The sequence below is a fragment of the Sphaerotilus sp. genome (assembly GCF_031429695.1).
Lineage (GTDB): Bacteria > Pseudomonadota > Gammaproteobacteria > Burkholderiales > Burkholderiaceae_C > Sphaerotilus.
In genome coordinates this window covers 129,121-144,586 of record NZ_JANPAB010000058.1, presented here as the reverse complement: position 1 = coordinate 144,586, position 15,466 = coordinate 129,121, and the positions used below count along the sequence as shown (strand labels likewise).

At 64.2% G+C, this 15,466-nt stretch carries 19 protein-coding genes; 9 read left to right on the top strand and 10 right to left on the bottom strand.

What is annotated here, in order from left to right; translation table 11 throughout:
- Window positions 1-291: 291 nt before the first annotated feature.
- The 7 genes from RMP06_RS11075 to RMP06_RS11045 all read right to left on the bottom strand — a co-directional run bounded on the left by RMP06_RS11075 (window position 292) and on the right by RMP06_RS11045 (window position 4,379).
- Window positions 292-969, bottom strand: coding sequence for a hypothetical protein (locus RMP06_RS11075; RefSeq protein WP_310461839.1), 678 nt, complete (start codon window positions 967-969; stop codon window positions 292-294).
- A 1-nt stretch (window position 970) separates the two neighbouring features.
- Window positions 971-2,032 carry a ParA family protein gene (locus RMP06_RS11070; protein ID WP_310461838.1) on the bottom strand — a complete coding sequence of 354 codons (1,062 nt, stop codon included), beginning with the start codon at window positions 2,030-2,032 and terminating at the stop codon, window positions 971-973.
- A gap of 40 nt (window positions 2,033-2,072) precedes the next feature.
- The gene (locus RMP06_RS11065) at window positions 2,073-2,993 is read right to left on the bottom strand and encodes a restriction endonuclease (protein ID WP_310461837.1); all 921 of its coding nucleotides are present in this window, start codon (window positions 2,991-2,993) and stop codon (window positions 2,073-2,075) included.
- A 237-nt stretch (window positions 2,994-3,230) separates the two neighbouring features.
- Window positions 3,231-3,617 carry a type II toxin-antitoxin system VapC family toxin gene (locus RMP06_RS11060; RefSeq protein WP_310461836.1) on the bottom strand — a complete coding sequence of 129 codons (387 nt, stop codon included), beginning with the start codon at window positions 3,615-3,617 and terminating at the stop codon, window positions 3,231-3,233.
- On the bottom strand, window positions 3,618-3,875 hold the full coding sequence (locus RMP06_RS11055) for a type II toxin-antitoxin system Phd/YefM family antitoxin (protein WP_310461835.1): 258 nt from the start codon (window positions 3,873-3,875) through the stop codon (window positions 3,618-3,620).
- A gap of 86 nt (window positions 3,876-3,961) precedes the next feature.
- Window positions 3,962-4,234, bottom strand: coding sequence for a BrnA antitoxin family protein (locus RMP06_RS11050; protein WP_310461834.1), 273 nt, complete (start codon window positions 4,232-4,234; stop codon window positions 3,962-3,964).
- Window positions 4,227-4,379: a BrnT family toxin gene (locus tag RMP06_RS11045; RefSeq protein ID WP_310461833.1), complete on the bottom strand. Its 153-nt coding sequence runs from the start codon at window positions 4,377-4,379 to the stop codon at window positions 4,227-4,229. The genes RMP06_RS11050 and RMP06_RS11045 overlap by 8 nt, the downstream gene beginning before the upstream one ends.
- 229 nt (window positions 4,380-4,608) lie before the next feature.
- On the opposite strand from RMP06_RS11045, the gene RMP06_RS11040 reads away from it, so the two are divergent.
- The 3 genes from RMP06_RS11040 (at window position 4,609) to RMP06_RS11030 (ending at window position 5,496) form a co-directional block, all read left to right on the top strand.
- Window positions 4,609-4,866, top strand: a complete 258-nt coding sequence (locus tag RMP06_RS11040) for a ribbon-helix-helix protein, CopG family (RefSeq protein WP_310461832.1) — start codon at window positions 4,609-4,611, stop codon at window positions 4,864-4,866.
- Between the two features lie 67 nt (window positions 4,867-4,933).
- Window positions 4,934-5,164: a DUF433 domain-containing protein gene (locus RMP06_RS11035; RefSeq protein WP_310461831.1), complete on the top strand. Its 231-nt coding sequence runs from the start codon at window positions 4,934-4,936 to the stop codon at window positions 5,162-5,164.
- Window positions 5,161-5,496, top strand: coding sequence for a DUF5615 family PIN-like protein (locus RMP06_RS11030; RefSeq protein WP_310461830.1), 336 nt, complete (start codon window positions 5,161-5,163; stop codon window positions 5,494-5,496). Before RMP06_RS11035 ends, RMP06_RS11030 begins: the two co-directional genes overlap by 4 nt.
- A 29-nt stretch (window positions 5,497-5,525) precedes the next feature.
- On the opposite strand, the gene RMP06_RS11025 is transcribed toward RMP06_RS11030, so the two are convergent.
- Together RMP06_RS11025 and RMP06_RS11020 are read right to left on the bottom strand one after the other, a co-directional pair.
- Window positions 5,526-6,656 carry a hypothetical protein gene (locus RMP06_RS11025; protein WP_310461829.1) on the bottom strand — a complete coding sequence of 377 codons (1,131 nt, stop codon included), beginning with the start codon at window positions 6,654-6,656 and terminating at the stop codon, window positions 5,526-5,528.
- Window positions 6,657-6,741: 85 nt separating this feature from the next.
- Window positions 6,742-7,086, bottom strand: coding sequence for a hypothetical protein (locus RMP06_RS11020; protein WP_310461828.1), 345 nt, complete (start codon window positions 7,084-7,086; stop codon window positions 6,742-6,744).
- Window positions 7,087-7,128: 42 nt separating this feature from the next.
- On the opposite strand from RMP06_RS11020, the gene RMP06_RS11015 reads away from it, so the two are divergent.
- Window positions 7,129-7,887: a sterol desaturase family protein gene (locus tag RMP06_RS11015; protein WP_310461827.1), complete on the top strand. Its 759-nt coding sequence runs from the start codon at window positions 7,129-7,131 to the stop codon at window positions 7,885-7,887.
- Here RMP06_RS11015 and RMP06_RS11010 read toward each other — a convergent pair whose 3' ends face one another.
- Window positions 7,888-9,567, bottom strand: coding sequence for an FMN-binding glutamate synthase family protein (locus tag RMP06_RS11010; protein WP_310461826.1), 1,680 nt, complete (start codon window positions 9,565-9,567; stop codon window positions 7,888-7,890).
- Window positions 9,568-9,810: 243 nt separating this feature from the next.
- Between RMP06_RS11010 and RMP06_RS11005 the strand changes: the two genes are divergently transcribed.
- From RMP06_RS11005 to RMP06_RS10985, 5 genes are all read left to right on the top strand, one after another.
- A complete protein-coding gene (locus RMP06_RS11005) occupies window positions 9,811-11,358 on the top strand; it encodes a methyl-accepting chemotaxis protein (RefSeq protein WP_310461825.1) in 1,548 nt (515 codons plus the stop codon).
- Between the two features lie 181 nt (window positions 11,359-11,539).
- Window positions 11,540-12,076 (top strand): regulatory sequestration protein YfiR, encoded by a 537-nt coding sequence (yfiR, locus tag RMP06_RS11000; RefSeq protein ID WP_310461824.1) that lies wholly within the window; start codon window positions 11,540-11,542, stop codon window positions 12,074-12,076.
- On the top strand, window positions 12,073-13,362 hold the full coding sequence (gene dgcN, locus RMP06_RS10995) for a diguanylate cyclase DgcN/YfiN (protein WP_310461823.1): 1,290 nt from the start codon (window positions 12,073-12,075) through the stop codon (window positions 13,360-13,362). Before yfiR ends, dgcN begins: the two co-directional genes overlap by 4 nt.
- Window positions 13,359-13,865 carry an outer membrane lipoprotein YfiB gene (gene yfiB, locus RMP06_RS10990; protein ID WP_310461822.1) on the top strand — a complete coding sequence of 169 codons (507 nt, stop codon included), beginning with the start codon at window positions 13,359-13,361 and terminating at the stop codon, window positions 13,863-13,865. Before dgcN ends, yfiB begins: the two co-directional genes overlap by 4 nt.
- A 238-nt stretch (window positions 13,866-14,103) precedes the next feature.
- Window positions 14,104-15,456 carry a dicarboxylate/amino acid:cation symporter gene (locus tag RMP06_RS10985; RefSeq protein ID WP_310461821.1) on the top strand — a complete coding sequence of 451 codons (1,353 nt, stop codon included), beginning with the start codon at window positions 14,104-14,106 and terminating at the stop codon, window positions 15,454-15,456.
- Window positions 15,457-15,466: the final 10 nt, after the last annotated feature.

Here is a 15,466-nt window from a genome sequence, read left to right as displayed (position 1 = left end):
GGCGCGCACAACTTCGCCATCCTGCGTCGCATCGTGCTCAACCTGGTCAAGAAGGAGAAGTCGACCAAGGCCAGCGTCAAGCTCAAGCACAAGCGGGCCTCCTGGAGCCCCGACTACCTGGAGATGCTCTTTGGCCTGACGCCCGCATTGCCGTGATTGCCTGAATCCGCCAGGGAATGGGTCGGTTACAGATAGACACCGTGGTGCAATTGCCCTGGCTCATCCGGCATCGCGGCCACAGCGGTCAATCGCATTGACTGCATATTCATGAACAGTCAGGACTCGACAAAATTAACCGCTCACGACATCAGAAAAATGAGGTCGGGAGAAATCTGTTCCTAATTTGTAGTCAGAGTATCGCTCCAACCATCTTATCTTCTCCTGAACGGTTGATGGTGATTTTTTATTTGCGTTCGATATACTTTGAATAGCCTTGGTTAAATTTAATTTCCGATCATCAGATTCATTTTTTAAATAATCAATAAATATTGCGCCGTCATCCTCTTTTATTAACGACATTGAACAAATATCTCCGACGCAAGCAAGATCAATTAAATCGCCAGAGATTATTATTCGCGGAAATTTTGCCTTAGTGCTCTCTATTTCATAAGCATCAATCATCGCCTTGCTAAACATAAATTTATCTTTCAGAAAATGCCTCCCAAAAGTAATACCTCCTCGGCATAACAATCCCTCAATCAAAATCATTTGTTGCCACTGACGAATGGATTCCAAAAAACCTCCGAGAGCGGCTATATCGAAACTCCTACTAAAAACTATTGAATCAGAGAATTGCGTTAGATTAGCATGTATATCGTGCGAGAATAATTCAATCGCCCGAACATGTGCTTTATACAACTTCTCCAAATGTTTTGGATGATCAGGTGACACACAGTCAGATTTCACCATCTCAGAAAAACCAGGAATATCAATAAACGCGACAAAATGATCGTCTAGACTCAGGGACATTTTAGTTTACCAGCGACAAACGTTGCGATATCTTCCGAAAACACTCTCTAAGTGATTGCATTCTACTTTCGGCATCAGTCCAAGTTCCTCCGCTCCACGGCAAGCCTTTCTCTGTAATCAAGCGCGTATCCGACTGCTGTATTGAAAATACAGCTTTCCCTACCTCTTGCATTAATGGCGCCAACGTTCCAAAATCTGGAATTTGCGCGACGATAAAATCGTCAAATTGAAGAGGACAAAGATTTCTTTCTGTCGTTGATAAACCAATCAAACGACTCGCCAATTCCGTATTTATTTGCTCAGGCAATCTTTCTATCCAAAGACTAAACCCTGGTTTTGGCTTCCCTTTATATTGTTTAAAAAACTGAGATATGGCACCCAAAAATATTGGCGCACCATGCCTCACAGGCAACCCATAGTTTAAATATGAATCACGAACTTGCTTATGCTCAGATATCCATCGAGCAACAATTGAAGCCATTGTTGCAATGGATTGAACATTAAATCTATCGGGAGCCACCGGAACAAAAAATCCATCGCAAGCCAAGAAAAATGCTCGCGTCAAAGCACCGGCACTCGGCCCAAGATCTACAAACACATAGTCATATCCACGCGACTCAGATAGCCTGACCAACATATCTCCAATAGATACATAAGTTCTCATCAAATTTGTTCTATTTGCAAACCTTTGACTATGCGCCTCTGCTATATCATCTTCTATTGAATTTAAACTCACACTCCCTCTTATCAAATCAAGCCCACACCTCACCTCTACGGTATTTATCGCACTAATATCAACAAGAGGAACATCTCCATCAATTCTTGGTTTTAGTGCCTCAAGAATATCCGTTCCAGGCAAACCAAGCTTAACCCCCGTCTCCTCTTCTTTTTTATCGAGCTCTTCAATTGTTTTTGCCATACAGAGCTCAGTCAAATTGCACTGAGAATCCGCATCAACCAACAAAACTTTCTTGCCTTGATCAACCAAAAAATGAGCCAGATTGAAAGTGGTAGTGGTTTTTGAAACCCCACCTTTATGGTTGTACAGGGTAATAATTGGCATTGCACTTTTCCTTTATTGGTTGCGTTTTTAATACGCCAATCTATTCAAAATAATCCACATCCACCTTCGGCACCTTCAACACCCGCGCCGTCACCCCCACCTCGTGATCCACCATCAACCCCGCCAGCCGCACCCCGTCCACCAGCACGATGCCCTCGACGGATTGCGCGAACTGCAGCGCCTGCGCGGTGTAGCCCGACGTGGTGATGAAGACGCCTTTCTTGGCCCGCTGCCCCGCCAGTGCGCCGTAGAACGCCTGGATCTCGGGCCGCCCGACCGTGCCCTGCCAACGCTTGGCCTGCACATAGACCTTTTCCAGCCCGAGCCGGTCCAGCGAAATGATCCCGTCGATGCCCGCGTCGCCCGAGCCGCCGACGCGCTGCAGATCCGCCCGGTTGGCCCCATAGCCCATGCGGTGCAGCAGGTCGAGCACCAGCGTCTCGAAGAACGCCGGCGTCACGGTGGCCAGCGTGTCCAGCAGCTCCGCCACGACCGCGCGGCGGATTTCCTCCAGCGCCAGGCCGAGCCGCTCTTCCGGACTGGCGACCGGCTGCACGACCGCCTCGCTGTCCCCGGCCTCACCCGCGTCCGCCGCCACGGGCCGCAGCAGCCGCGTGTCGATGTGCGACATCGCCAGCGTCGCGACCTGCTCGGCGCTCAGCGGCCCGGCATGCTCGGCCACGAAGCGCCGCCCGGCCTCCGTCAGTTGCCACCAGCCGCGCCGCGGGCTGTCCGACAACCCGGCGCGCTTGAGCCGGTCATGCGCCCAGCCGGCGCGGTTCTTGTAGACCAGTTGCGCGCCGCTCGACAGCAACTGCTGGCGCGCCGCCGCGTCCAGCCCCAGCGCATCGGCGGCGGCTTCGTGCGCCTCGCGCGCGGGCAGCCCCTCGGGCCGGCTGGCGAGCAAGCGCAGCAACGGCTCGATGAAGCGGTCATACGTGGGGATCAGGGGAGCGGACATGCACGTCGCGGAGGCGGCGGCCGGCTGTCTTGTAGTTGTCGTTTTGGGAAAAATGAACAGCCCGCCAGAAACCGCGCCAGTCTAGGGAGGCCCCTGCAAACCGTGCGCCCGGAGGTGGTGGATTTTTCAGAATCAACAAATTCACGCGCAATAGTTCACGATTGAGAGCCCACCGCCATCACCCATACGGCGCGTCCAGCTCTTGCCGCACTGCCTTGTGCAGCACCGCACGGACCATCAGACCGACACGATCGTCTCGCTGTACCGAACCACCAGCGCATCGTGCGTCAACAGCCGCAACGGCTCCGTCAACGCCTGAGCGACCAGCAGCCGGTCAAAAGGATCTTGATGGTGCAACGGAAGCTGCTCGACCGCCACGGCATGTTCAGGCTCGATGGACAGCAGGCGATAGCCGGCCTGGCGAAAGTAGCCCAACGCCTGCTCGGCCGACACCGGCATGTCGCCGCGCCCGAGGCTGTGCTTGATGCCGATCTCCCACAGGCTGACCACGCTCACCCACACCACCGCCCGAGGCGCCAGGATCAGCTCACGCGCCCTGCTCGACAGCCGGGGACTGTCCGTGATCGCCCACAGCGCCACATGGGTGTCCAGCAGCAGGTTCATTCAGGTGCCCGACCCCAGGAACAACCGCGCCACCTCGTCGTTGTGCGCGTCGATCGACTCCGGCACCTCGAACAGCCCTTTGGCCACCCCAATGCGCCGGGATGGCTCACCGGCAGGGTCAGCCGCCTCGATCGCCACCAGCCGCGCCGCCGGCCGCCCGTGGCGAGCGATCACGATTTCCCGCTCATCTCCCCGCACGATCGCATCCACCCAGCGCGACAGGTGCGCCCGTGCTTCCATCATGGTGATTGCCGACATGGCGGGCACTCCGTTCGTGGGTTGATGCAGTCGGTCAGTCTAGCGCGGGGCGCCATCAACACCAGACTGAACCGCCCCGATGACCATCACCCGTGCGGCGCCGCCAGCTCTTCCCGCAACACCTTGCGCAGCACCGCCACCGTCAGCGGCTTGTCCTCGGCCCGCACCCGCTTGGGACTCGCCAGCGCCTTGCGCAGCACCGCATTGATCAGCGTCTGGTAGCCCGTCCCGTCGGTCTCGGCCTGCGCCCGGAAATGCTCGATCACGTCGTCGTCCAGCATGATCGTGATGCGCGTCTTGCCCGGCGACGCAACGGCCGGGCCGCGCTGGACCTTGGAGAAATCGTATTCGTCACGCATGGTATTGAGCGGCTTCATCGTGGACATCCGGATCTTCGAGCGTGAAACCCACCGGATCGTGAAACACCTGCTCGGCGTGCGAGAAGCTGACACCGTGCTTGTGCAGGTTGACCTTCGCCTTGTCAGGGTCGAACTCGAAGACCATGATTCATTATGCATATCATATGCATATAAACAAGCTGCACCGGGACTGTCCGACAACCCGGCGCGCTTGAGCTAGTCATGCGCCCGGAGGTGGTGGATTTTTCAGAATCAACAAATTCACGCGCAATAGTTCACGATTCGCGAGCTGCCACAACGTCACCCCGCTCATGTGGCACACCCCGCCACGGGTCGATAAGATGCCCAGACCCACAGCGCCCGAAAGCCCGACCATGAGCACCCTGTCCGTCAAGCTTCCCCCGCCCCTGGACACCGCACTGGCGCAGGCGAGCGCCCGACAGCACCTGAGCAAATCCGAACTGGTGCGCCGCGCCGTCGCCGCCTACCTGGGCACCGCGCAGGACAGCCCCAGCACACGCCCGCCCAGCGCACTCGATCTGGCCGGCGACCTCGTCGGCTGCTTCAGCGGCGGGCCGGCGGATCTGGCCTCGAATCCGCGCCACCTCGACGGGTTCGGCCAGCAGGGGTAACTGGCTTGGATGAACATTGGCGCCACGCGCTAAAGTCTCACCACCCGATCCGTTCTGGAGCCTCCCCATGCCGAACTACCGCGACCTGATCACTCTGGAGCCTGGCAAACGCGGTGGCAAGCCGTGCATCCGCGGCCTGCGCATCACCGTGTACGACGTGCTGGAGTGGCTCGCCAGCGGCATGTCCACCGCCGAGATCATCGAGGACTTCCCCGAACTGACCCCGGAAGACATCCAGGCCGCACTCGCCTACGCCGCCGACCGCGAACGCCACACCGCCTGGGTGCGCGCCGCGTGAAGCTGCTGCTCGACGAGAACCTGTCGCGGCGGCTGGTGCCGATGCTGCAGACGGTGTACCCGGGATCAAGTCAGGTCGATCTGCTGGGCCTGTCAGGGTCGGGCGACCACACCATCTGGGCCTATGCCCGCGAGCACGAATTCGTGATCGTCACCAAGGACGATGACTACCTCGACCTGTCGGCACATCACGGCCCGCCGCCCTTGGTGATCCGGTTGGTCATGGGCAATTGCAGCAATGCGCGGGTGCTCGCCGCGCTGTGTGATCGTCATGCGGCGATCATGGAAATCCTGGGGCGAGGGCGGCCGGTCGGGGTGATCGAGCTGGGCTGACTGCAGGTCGTATCGGTCAGCAACCGGCTTCAGACCCGGCTCGTCAACAGCGTCGTCGCCCCGTGCGCCACCCAGCAAGCATCGTCGAGTTCCGCCTGCTCCATCTTCAGCCGAACCTGCGCGTCGAACTCGGAGGCCTTCAGTTGCTGCGCCGACAGGAAGCGCAAGTGGGCGTCGTAGCCCTCCAGCAGGTTGTGCTTGGCGCGCAGGCGCTTGCTCAGCTCGATCGCCGGCTGTTCCTTGACGACGTCCGATTGAAACAGGCCGGACAGCAAGCCCTTTCGCTGGCGGGTTTCCTCGCGGCGGAGAGTGTCCAGCCATTGCGCGCCGTGGTCGGTCCTGTTGACGAAGTCCAGCACGCCGAACAGATCCTGGCCAGGCAGGCATTCCGCATAGGTGGCCTGGAGCAGCCGCTGCGGGTTGTCCTTCAGCACCTCTTTCCCGCAAAACCCGCGGGCCAGCACCTGCCACGCCTCGACCTGCGCCGAGAAGTCCTCGGCCGCGATGTCGTGCATGCCCAGTTCATTGGCCGCCAGCGCATGGCCGACCATGGCCATGGTGTAGCTGTCATCGAGGAGCTGCAGTTCACTCCAGTCGTCCTCGTCCTGCCAGAGCTTCCGGTAGGTGTGGACCAGTTGGCCGAAATCGCGCTTGGCTTGATGGAGGCAGTGGCTGCGCTGGTCCAGCGGGCCGGTCTGGCCATGGCGGAGGGTGTCGTACGCCGCCTTGAGCTTCGCGTACTTGAAAGCCTCCAGCAGCTGGCGCGTCTTCTTCGTGTCTTTCTCGATCCGGGTGAGCTGGGCCTGGATGTTGTCGAGCTTTCTGTTGATCAGCAGGAAGCCAGCCATCGAGACGGCCAGGTTGAGACCTGAAACCGCCAGACCAGCCTGGGCCAGTTGTGTCGCCAGGCTGATCTGCTGGCTGATCTTGTCAACCTTGAAGCCGAGCTGGTGGAGTTCGTAGGCCTGGAAGGCGTCAGCCACCCAGCCAAGACCTGGGAGGAGGCTCGTGAAGCCGGCGGGTGACGCGAGGTGCGCCACGATCCGCCCGCCCGCGCCGCGCACCACGCCGCCGTGCAGCGTGTAGGCACCGGACAGGAGTCCGAGCAACGTGTCCTTGGGAATCATGCGGGAGACCGACACAGCATCTAGCACGGACATTTTTCTTCAACTCCGGGTGGGCAGCGGGCGATGATAGGCGCACACACAACCGGGTTTGCCGGGACCATCCGATTAGAAAGCCAATCTACAACCGCTCATCCGCATGGAACGTGTGCAACACCCGGTGCACCACCGGCGTCAGCACCAGCGCCGCCGTGACCACGAACACCAGCCCCGCATAGAGCGCATAGCCGCCGGCGAAGAGCTTGCCCGCGGGCGTCGCCGGCACATTGACCGGCCCCATGCCGCCGAGCAGCATTGCGGCGTTGAGGAAAGCGTCCAGCAGGGACAGGTGCTCGAACACCGCATAGCCCAGCATGCCGACCGCCAGCGACACCGCCAGCAGGCCGGCCGCGAGCAGCAGGTGCAGCGCCAGCCGCCGGGCAAAGCGGGTACGGGGCAGCGGACGTTGGGATTTGGTCTCGTACATCCCCCGAGTAGAGCAGAGCTACCCCGTGGCATGCTCCGGCCCATGGCCACACAGACCCTGCTCCACACCCTGTTCCCCGGTCCTGTGCTCGCACCGCTGCTGTACGGCGCACTGCTCTACGGCGTGCGCTATCTGGGGCTGGCGCTGGCGCTCTACGGTGTGGCGCGGCGCGGCTGGGGGCGGCCGGTGGACGCGGCGTATCCGGCCGGCGATGACCGGGCGGTGCACCTGCGGCACGAGATCGGCAACGCGGCTGGCACGGTGCTGGTGTTCGGGCTGGTCAACGCGGTGCTGTTCGGCACCGGGCTGATCCAGCACACGCAGCTCTACTTCCGGATCGACTCCGCGCCGACGGGCTGGTTCGCGCTGAGTGTGGTGCTGGCGCTGGTGCTGCACGACGCGCTGTTCTACGCGCTGCACCGGCTGATGCACAGCCGCGCGCTCTACCGCCGCACGCACCTGACGCACCACCGCTCGGTGCGCCCGACGGCCTTCGCCGCCTACAGCTTTCACCCGTGGGAGGCCTTGGCGGAAGCGTTGCTGGTGGTGGCGATCCTGTTCGTGCTGCCAATGCATCCGCTGGCGCTGCTGGCCTTCCAGACGGTCTCGACGCTGATCAACGTCTACGGCCACTGCGGCCGCGAGTTCTATCCCGCCAACTGGCACCGCCACCCGATCGGCCGCTGGATCAACACCTCGACCCTGCACGCCCACCACCACGCCACCGGCCGCGACAACTACGGCCTGTACTTCACCTGGTGGGACCGCTGGCTGGGCAGCCTCGATCCGGCACGGCGCTGATCAGGTCGCGAACTCGCGCACCGCGAGCGCGCTGTCGCGCGGGTCGCTTGACTGGAAGCTGTCCGCCTGCGCCAGCGGCCAGTAGACCTGGAAGACGTTGTGCGGCCAGTCGCGCTCGCCACGCTCGGCCGCGAGCAGCTCGCCCGGCGCCACGAAGCAGAGCTGGTTGCGCAGCAGCCGCACCTGGTCGTTGCTGACACGGCGGACGATGTGCCCGGCGGTGATCTCGCCCGGGTGGCGCAGCCCGGCGGCCTGGACCAGCTCCTTCAGCGCGTGCAGCGTGTTCTCGTGGAACCGGCGCACACGCTCGATCTTGTCGGGCACGACCAGCGCACGCTGGCGGCCCGGATCCTGCGTGGCCACGCCCGTGGGGCACTGGCCGGTGTGGCAATGCTGCGCCTGGATGCACCCGAGCGCGAACATGAAGCCGCGCGCCGCGTTGCAGTAGTCCGCGCCCAGCGCCATCGCGCGGGCGATGTCGAAGGCGCTGACGATCTTGCCGGAGGCGCCCAGCCGGACGTGCTGGCGCAGGTTCAAGCCGACCAGCGTGTTGTGGACCAGCAGCAGCCCTTCCTGCAGCGGTGCGCCGACGTGGTCGGTGAACTCCAGCGGCGCAGCGCCGGTGCCCCCTTCACCGCCATCGACGACGATGAAGTCCGGCCGCAGCCCGGTGGCCAGCATCGCCTTGCAGATCGCGAACCATTCCCACGGATGCCCGATGCAGAGCTTGAAGCCGACCGGCTTGCCGCCCGAGAGCGTGCGCAGCCGGTCGAGGAACTGCAGCAGTTCGACCGGCGTCGAGAACGCGCTGTGTGCCGCGGGCGACACGCAGTCCACACCCTCCGGCACACCACGCGCCACGGCAATCTCGATCGTCACCTTCGGGCCGGGCAACACGCCGCCATGCCCCGGCTTGGCGCCCTGCGACAGCTTGACCTCGATGAGCCGCACCTGCGGGTCGGTGGCGTTGGCGATGAACTTCTCCTCGCTGAACCCCCCCTGCTCGTTGCGGCAGCCGAAGTAGCCAGAGCCGATCTCCCAGACGAGGTCGCCGCCGTGGGTGCGGTGGTGGGTGCTGATCGAGCCTTCACCGGTGTCGTGCATGAAGCCGCCCTGCTTCGCGCCACCGTTGAGCGCGAGGATGGCGTTGGCGCTGAGGGCGCCGAAGCTCATGGCCGAGATGTTGAACACGCTGGCGCTGTAGGGCTGCGCGCAGCTGGCGCCGATGGTGACGCGGAAATCGTGCGACGCCAGCACGGTGGGCATGAGCGAGTGGTTGAGCCACTCGAAGCCTTCGCGGTGGACATCGATCTGGGTGCCGAAGGGGCGTTTGTCCGGGTCGCCCTTGGCGCGCTGGTAGACCAGCGAGCGCTGCTGGCGCGAGAAGGGCGCGGCCTCGTTGTCGCTCTCGATGAAGTACTGGCGGATCTCGGGGCGGATGAATTCCATCAGGTAGCGCACATGCCCGATCACCGGGTAGTTGCGCAGCACCGAACGCTGCGACTGCCGCAGATCGCGCACGCCGATGACCAGGCCAGTGACCCCGAATGCCGCGACCCACGGACCGAGGTGAAACCCCCACCACCCCACCCCACCCCCCAGCGCCAGCGCGCCGCACGCGAGCATGACCAGATACCGGATCGGGAAGTGTTGGTCCAACGCGGTCAACCAGGCGGGCATGGGAAGTCTTTCGGTGGTCGCGACCAGTGGCGCGGGTTTGTCATGCTGGGCCCCGGACGGGTCACGCAAGGGCGAAATTAAGACGCCCCGACCCGCCAATTGTCACCAAGGTGCAAGGCGGCTCATTTCGTCAGCCATGCGCAAGAATTGACGGCCGTTAGACGCGAAGTTCGGTGAACCGACCGGGTGCAGTGCGCGGATCATCCAAGGTCGTTGCAGCGCTGTTTTTCCCTCAAGTCCACCATGAAATCACTGTCGATCTCCGCCCGCCTGTGGCTCCCTCCGCTGGTTGTCGCAGGCCTGTTGCTGCTGGTCGAAGGCTGGTCGGTGGTACACAGCCGCGCCGAGATCGACACGGCCCGCACGGCCATGGCCGCCCAGCTCGACAAGATCGACAAGACCACCCAGTGGGCGGGGCTGACCGAGGCCAACGCCGCCCGGGCGCTGGCGGCGCTGAACAGCACCGATGCCGGGCTGGGCGCACGGCTCAAACCGGAGATCGAAGCCACCTCCACCCGCATCAGCACCCTGCAGCAGGCCGTCGAGGCCAGCGCGACACTTCCCGACGAAGTCGCGGCGCTGGCAAAGGTCAGCCAGGCGCGCAAGGTCTACATCGACCTGCGCAAGCAACTGGGCGCGGCGCGCAGCGCAGGCACCGAGATCTCCGAGACCCAACTGTCCGGCCTGCGCGAAACCCTGACCGCCTACATCGCTGCACAGCGCGAGGCCGTGGCGCTGCAATACCGCCAGGCGGACAGCATCGCCGCAGCGACAGCCGCCCGGCAGCGCATCAGCGTCACGGCGGTCGGTGCCACGCTGCTGGGGCTGGCGGTGATGCTGGTCGTCTCCACGGCGCTGACCTCCCGTGCCATCCTGCGCCCGTTGAAACAGGCCTTCGACACCACTGGCCGGATCGCAAATGGCGACCTCAGCGACCGGGCCACGTCAACGCGCAGCGACGAAATCGGCGACCTGATGCGCGGACTGGCACACATGACCACTTCGCTGCGCACGCTGGTGCGCGACGTGCGCGCAGGCGCGGCGTCGATGCAGACAGCCAGCGCTGAAATCGCGGTCGGCAACACCGACCTGTCGCGCCGCACCGAGCTGACGGCCAGCAGCCTGCAGGAAACCGCCGCGTCGATGACGCAGCTCACCAGCACCGTGTGGCACAGCGCCGACGCCGCCACCCAGGCCCACCAGCTGGTCACCTCGGCGGCGGACGCAGCCACGCGCGGCGGCGCGGTGGTGGCACGGGTGGTGCAGAACATGACCGAGATCACCGCCTCCAGCCGCCGCATCGGCGACATCACCGGCGTGATCGACGGCATCGCCTTCCAGACCAACATCCTGGCGCTGAACGCCGCCGTGGAAGCCGCCCGGGCGGGCGAGCAGGGCCGCGGCTTCGCAGTGGTCGCCAGCGAGGTGCGCTCGCTGGCACACCGCTCGGCCGAAGCCGCGCGCGAGATCAAGTCGCTCATCGGCGCCTCGGTCACGGCCGTCGACCAGGGCGCACAGCTTGTGCGCGACGCCGGCAGCACGATCGACGAACTCGTCGCCTCGGTGCGCCATGTCTCGGAGATCATCGCCGGCATCACCGCGGCCTCGTCCGAACAGAGCCTCGGCATCCACCAGATCAGCCAGGCACTGACCCAGCTCGAAGAGGCCACGCAGCAGAACGCCGCGCTGGTCGAGCAGAGCGCCGCCGCCGCCAGCAGCCTGCGCGACGAGTCGCAACACCTGAGCGACGCCGTGCACAAATTCCGGATCGAGGGGCCCGTCAGCGCCTGACTGTGCACAACTCGTGACCTCATCCGCTCCCGTGGCGAACGGTACTTGATCGTACGGCCACTGGCTCACACAATGCGCCAGCACCGGTCCTTCAGAGACCGCCTCTCACTTCAGGAACGGACTGCAGGACATGTTGTTGCGCTGGCGAGCCAGGCTCGGCCTAGGAGTCGGACTCGGGTGGATGACCCTGTCATCGGCCGTCTGGTCGGCGCTGCCGGCAGCCGATCCAGTGGCTGGCAGCATGGCCGTCACCGCCATGAACGCCAGTGCCCTGCGGCTGACCGTGGTGGACGCCGTGCTCGGCATCCTCGCCCACACCCGCTGGCCGCAGCGCGCAGCGCAACCGCTGCAACTGTGTGTCAACGAGCGCAGCAGCAGCGTGCTGGAACTGCGCTCACTGCACGACAGCGTGCCGCCGGGCAAGCTGGCGCCGGTCCGGCTGGTCGATCTGGCCGATGAGCTGCCACTCGACTGCGATGCGGTCTACCTGGGCGCCGGCCCGCCAGCGGTCGAGCCGCTGGCACAACTGATCGGCCGGCCCGTGCTGAGCATGGGCGAAGGGGCCGAGTTCTGCAGCCGGGGGGGCCTGTTCTGTCTGGTGCCCCGCAGCGGCGGCCTGCGGGTGGAGGTCAACCTCGACGCCGTTGCCCGCAGCGGCCTGCACGTGCATCCGCAGGTGCTCAAGATCGGCCAGCCACGCCCGGGAGCCACGCCATGAAGCGCCCTGTGACTTTCCTCAAGCTGCTGCGGCGCGGCCATCTGCGGGTGGCGACCGCGGCGGTGACGACCTTCGGGCTGATGCTGGCGGTGATCGCGCATGTGCTGCTGAGTGGCGTCCAGGAGCGCCACCTGGAACTCGTGGCGCGCACGCTGAGCTATTCGGTCGAAGCCGCCATCACCTTCCGCGACGAACAGTCCGCCAGCGAACTGCTGCGCGACATCGCCGGGCGCGAGGGCTTGATCGAGGCACGGGTGCTGCTGCCGACCGGCGAGTTGCTGGCCAGTCATGTCACACCGGACAGCGGTTCGATCGATCGCCTGATGCGCCAGGTCGGCGAGGTGCTGATGCACAACGAAGCCCAGTCGCCGGTGCTGCTGGACGGACGCACCATCGGCCTGGTGCGGCTGCGCAGTGACGGCACGCTCTACGCCTGGCTGCTGGTCTACGGGGCGATCGGGGCGGTGCTGTGCATCGGCACCTCGCTGGTGGCAGGCACGCTGATGACGCGGCGCATGGAACGCTCGCTCATCGACCCGATCAACCAGCTCGCGGCGCTGACCCGCTCGATCCGCAGCGAGCGCACCTATGAACGGCGTGCGCCACCGGCCCGCATCGCCGAGCTGCAGGCGCTGGGCGATGACTTCAACGCCATGCTCGACGAGGTGCAGCTCGGGCAGGCCGAGCTGATGGCCAGCCACCGGCGCCTGCAGTCCGACAACGACGTGCTGGCCCACAAAGCCTGGCACGACGCGCTGACCGGGCTGGCCAACCGCTCGCAGTTCGAGCGCCGGCTGCAGGACGCGCTCAACAGCACAGGCCTGCGCGGTGGACACCTGGCCGTGCTGTTCCTCGACGCCGACGGTTTCAAGGCGGTGAACGACACAGCCGGCCACGCCGCCGGTGACCGTCTGCTCACGATGATGGCCGACCGGCTGCGCACCGCGGTCCGTGAAACCGATGTCGTGGCGCGGCTGGGCGGGGACGAGTTCGCCGTGCTGCTGCATCCGCTGCGCAGCGTGGACGACGCACGCCGGGTCGGGCAGAAGATCCACAGCCTGATGACCCAGCCCTTCGACCTCGACGAACACGGCCACTTCCACTGCGGCCTGAGCGCCGGCATGGCGACCTACCCGCTGGACGGCGACACCATCCCCGCCCTGCTCGACACGGCCGACCGGGCCATGTACCGGGCCAAGCACGCCGGCAAGCGGGCGCGGCACAAGCCTCTGATGGGACCGGGCACCCCCTACCCCACCCTGAACAACGACAAGGTCGCCCAATGAAACGACCCGCTCTGACCGCCATTGCGCTGGCCATGACCCTGGTCCTGCTGCTCACGGGCTGTGCCACACCGCCGCCCCCCGCACCACCCGCCGCCCGCTTTTCGCGCGCGCAGATCACCGCACTGCGCCAGATGGGCTTTGCCGAAGTCACCGAAGGGTGGGAGCTGAACCTGGCAGGCAAGGTGCTGTTTTCGTTCAACGACGAGCGCCTCGGCGCCGACGGCCTGCGCACCGTCGCCGGCATCGCCGACACGCTGCTCCGGGAGGAGCTGACGTGGCTGCGCATCGAGGGCCATGCCGACAACATCGGCGGTGACGAGTACAACCGCCGCCTGTCCACGCGGCGCGCCGAGGTGGTGGCGCGCGAATTCACGGCGCGCGGTCTGCCCGCAGCCCGCATCGAGGTGCGCGGGATCGGCTCGGCCATGCCCGTCGCCGACAACGCGACCGAAGTCGGTCGGGCGCAGAACCGGCGCGTGGCGATCCTGGTGCGCGGTGACTGACTTCCCGGGAGAGGTGATCGGTGTTTACCCTTATTCCGGCGTATGACCGTCCGGACCGCGCCCATGGCTCCAGCACGGGTTCGCCGAGAACCAGCGCGGACATCTTCGGAGAAATATAAATAAAATCAAGGACTTGGCAAATGGAAACCTGCCTGCGTGCCCTGGCACCGGGGTTGCAAATGGCAGGGCACATCGCGCGACTTTCCGCGCGACGTCGCCCACAACGACTGGAGACGCCATGCGACCCACCGCCACCCCAAGCCTGCCCTTCTACCGATCCCTCTACGTCCAGGTCATCACTGCCATCCTGATCGGCGTGCTGATCGGCCACTTCGCGCCCGACACCGGTGTCGCGCTCAAGCCGCTGGGCGACGGCTTCATCAAGCTGATCAAGATGATCATCGCGCCCATCATCTTCTGCACGGTGGTGGTCGGCATCGCCGGCATGGAGGACATGAAGAAGGTCGGCAAGACCGGCGGCTACGCGTTGCTCTACTTCGAGATCGTCTCCAGCCTGGCGCTGGTGATCGGCCTCGTCATCGTCAACCTCGTCCAGCCGGGCGCGGGCATGAACATCGACCCCGCCACGCTCGACACCAAGGGCATCGCCGCCTACACCGGGCCGGGCAAGATGCAGACGACGGTCGAGTTCCTGCTGGCCATCATCCCGACCACGGTCGTGGACGCCTTCGCCAAGGGCGAGATGCTGCAGGTGCTGCTGATCGCGGTGATGTTCGGCTTCGCGCTGCACCGCTTCGGCGGCCGTGGCACGCTGGTCTTCGACTTCATCGAGAAGCTCTCGCACGTGCTGTTCGCCATCGTCGGCACGATCATGAAGGTCGCTCCGATCGGCGCGTTCGGCGCGATGGCCTTCACCATCGGCAAGTACGGCGTCGGCTCGCTGCTGTCGCTGGGCAAGCTGATGGGCACCTTCTACCTGACCTGCTTCGTGTTCGTCTTCCTCGTGCTGGGCACCATCGCCAAGCTGCACGGCTTCTCGATCTGGAAGTTCGTCAAGTACATCAAGGAAGAGCTGCTGATCGTGCTCGGCACCAGCTCGTCGGAGGCCGCGCTGCCGCGCATGATGGCCAAGCTGGAAAACCTCGGCGTGCGCAAGTCCACCGTCGGCCTGGTGATCCCGACCGGCTACTCGTTCAACCTGGACGGCACCTCGATCTACCTGACGATGGCCGCGGTCTTCATCGCCCAGGCCACCAACACGCCGATGACGCTGCAGCAGCAGGTCACGCTGCTGCTGGTGCTGCTGCTGACGTCCAAGGGCGCAGCCGGCGTGACCGGCTCGGGCTTCATCGTGCTGGCGGCGACGCTGTCGGCGGTGGGCGGCATCCCGGTGGCGGGCCTCGCGCTGATCCTCGGCATCGACCGCTTCATGAGCGAAGCCCGCGCGCTGACCAACCTGGTCGGCAATGGCGTGGCGACGGTCGTCGTCGGCAAGTGGACCGGTGACCTCGACACCGCGCGCATGGCCGCGGTGCTGAACCACGAGACGACCACCGACGCCGATGCACCCGAACAGGTGATCGACGCCATCGACCACCACATGCCGGTCGCCTCGGCCACTGCACGCTGAGACCGGGGTA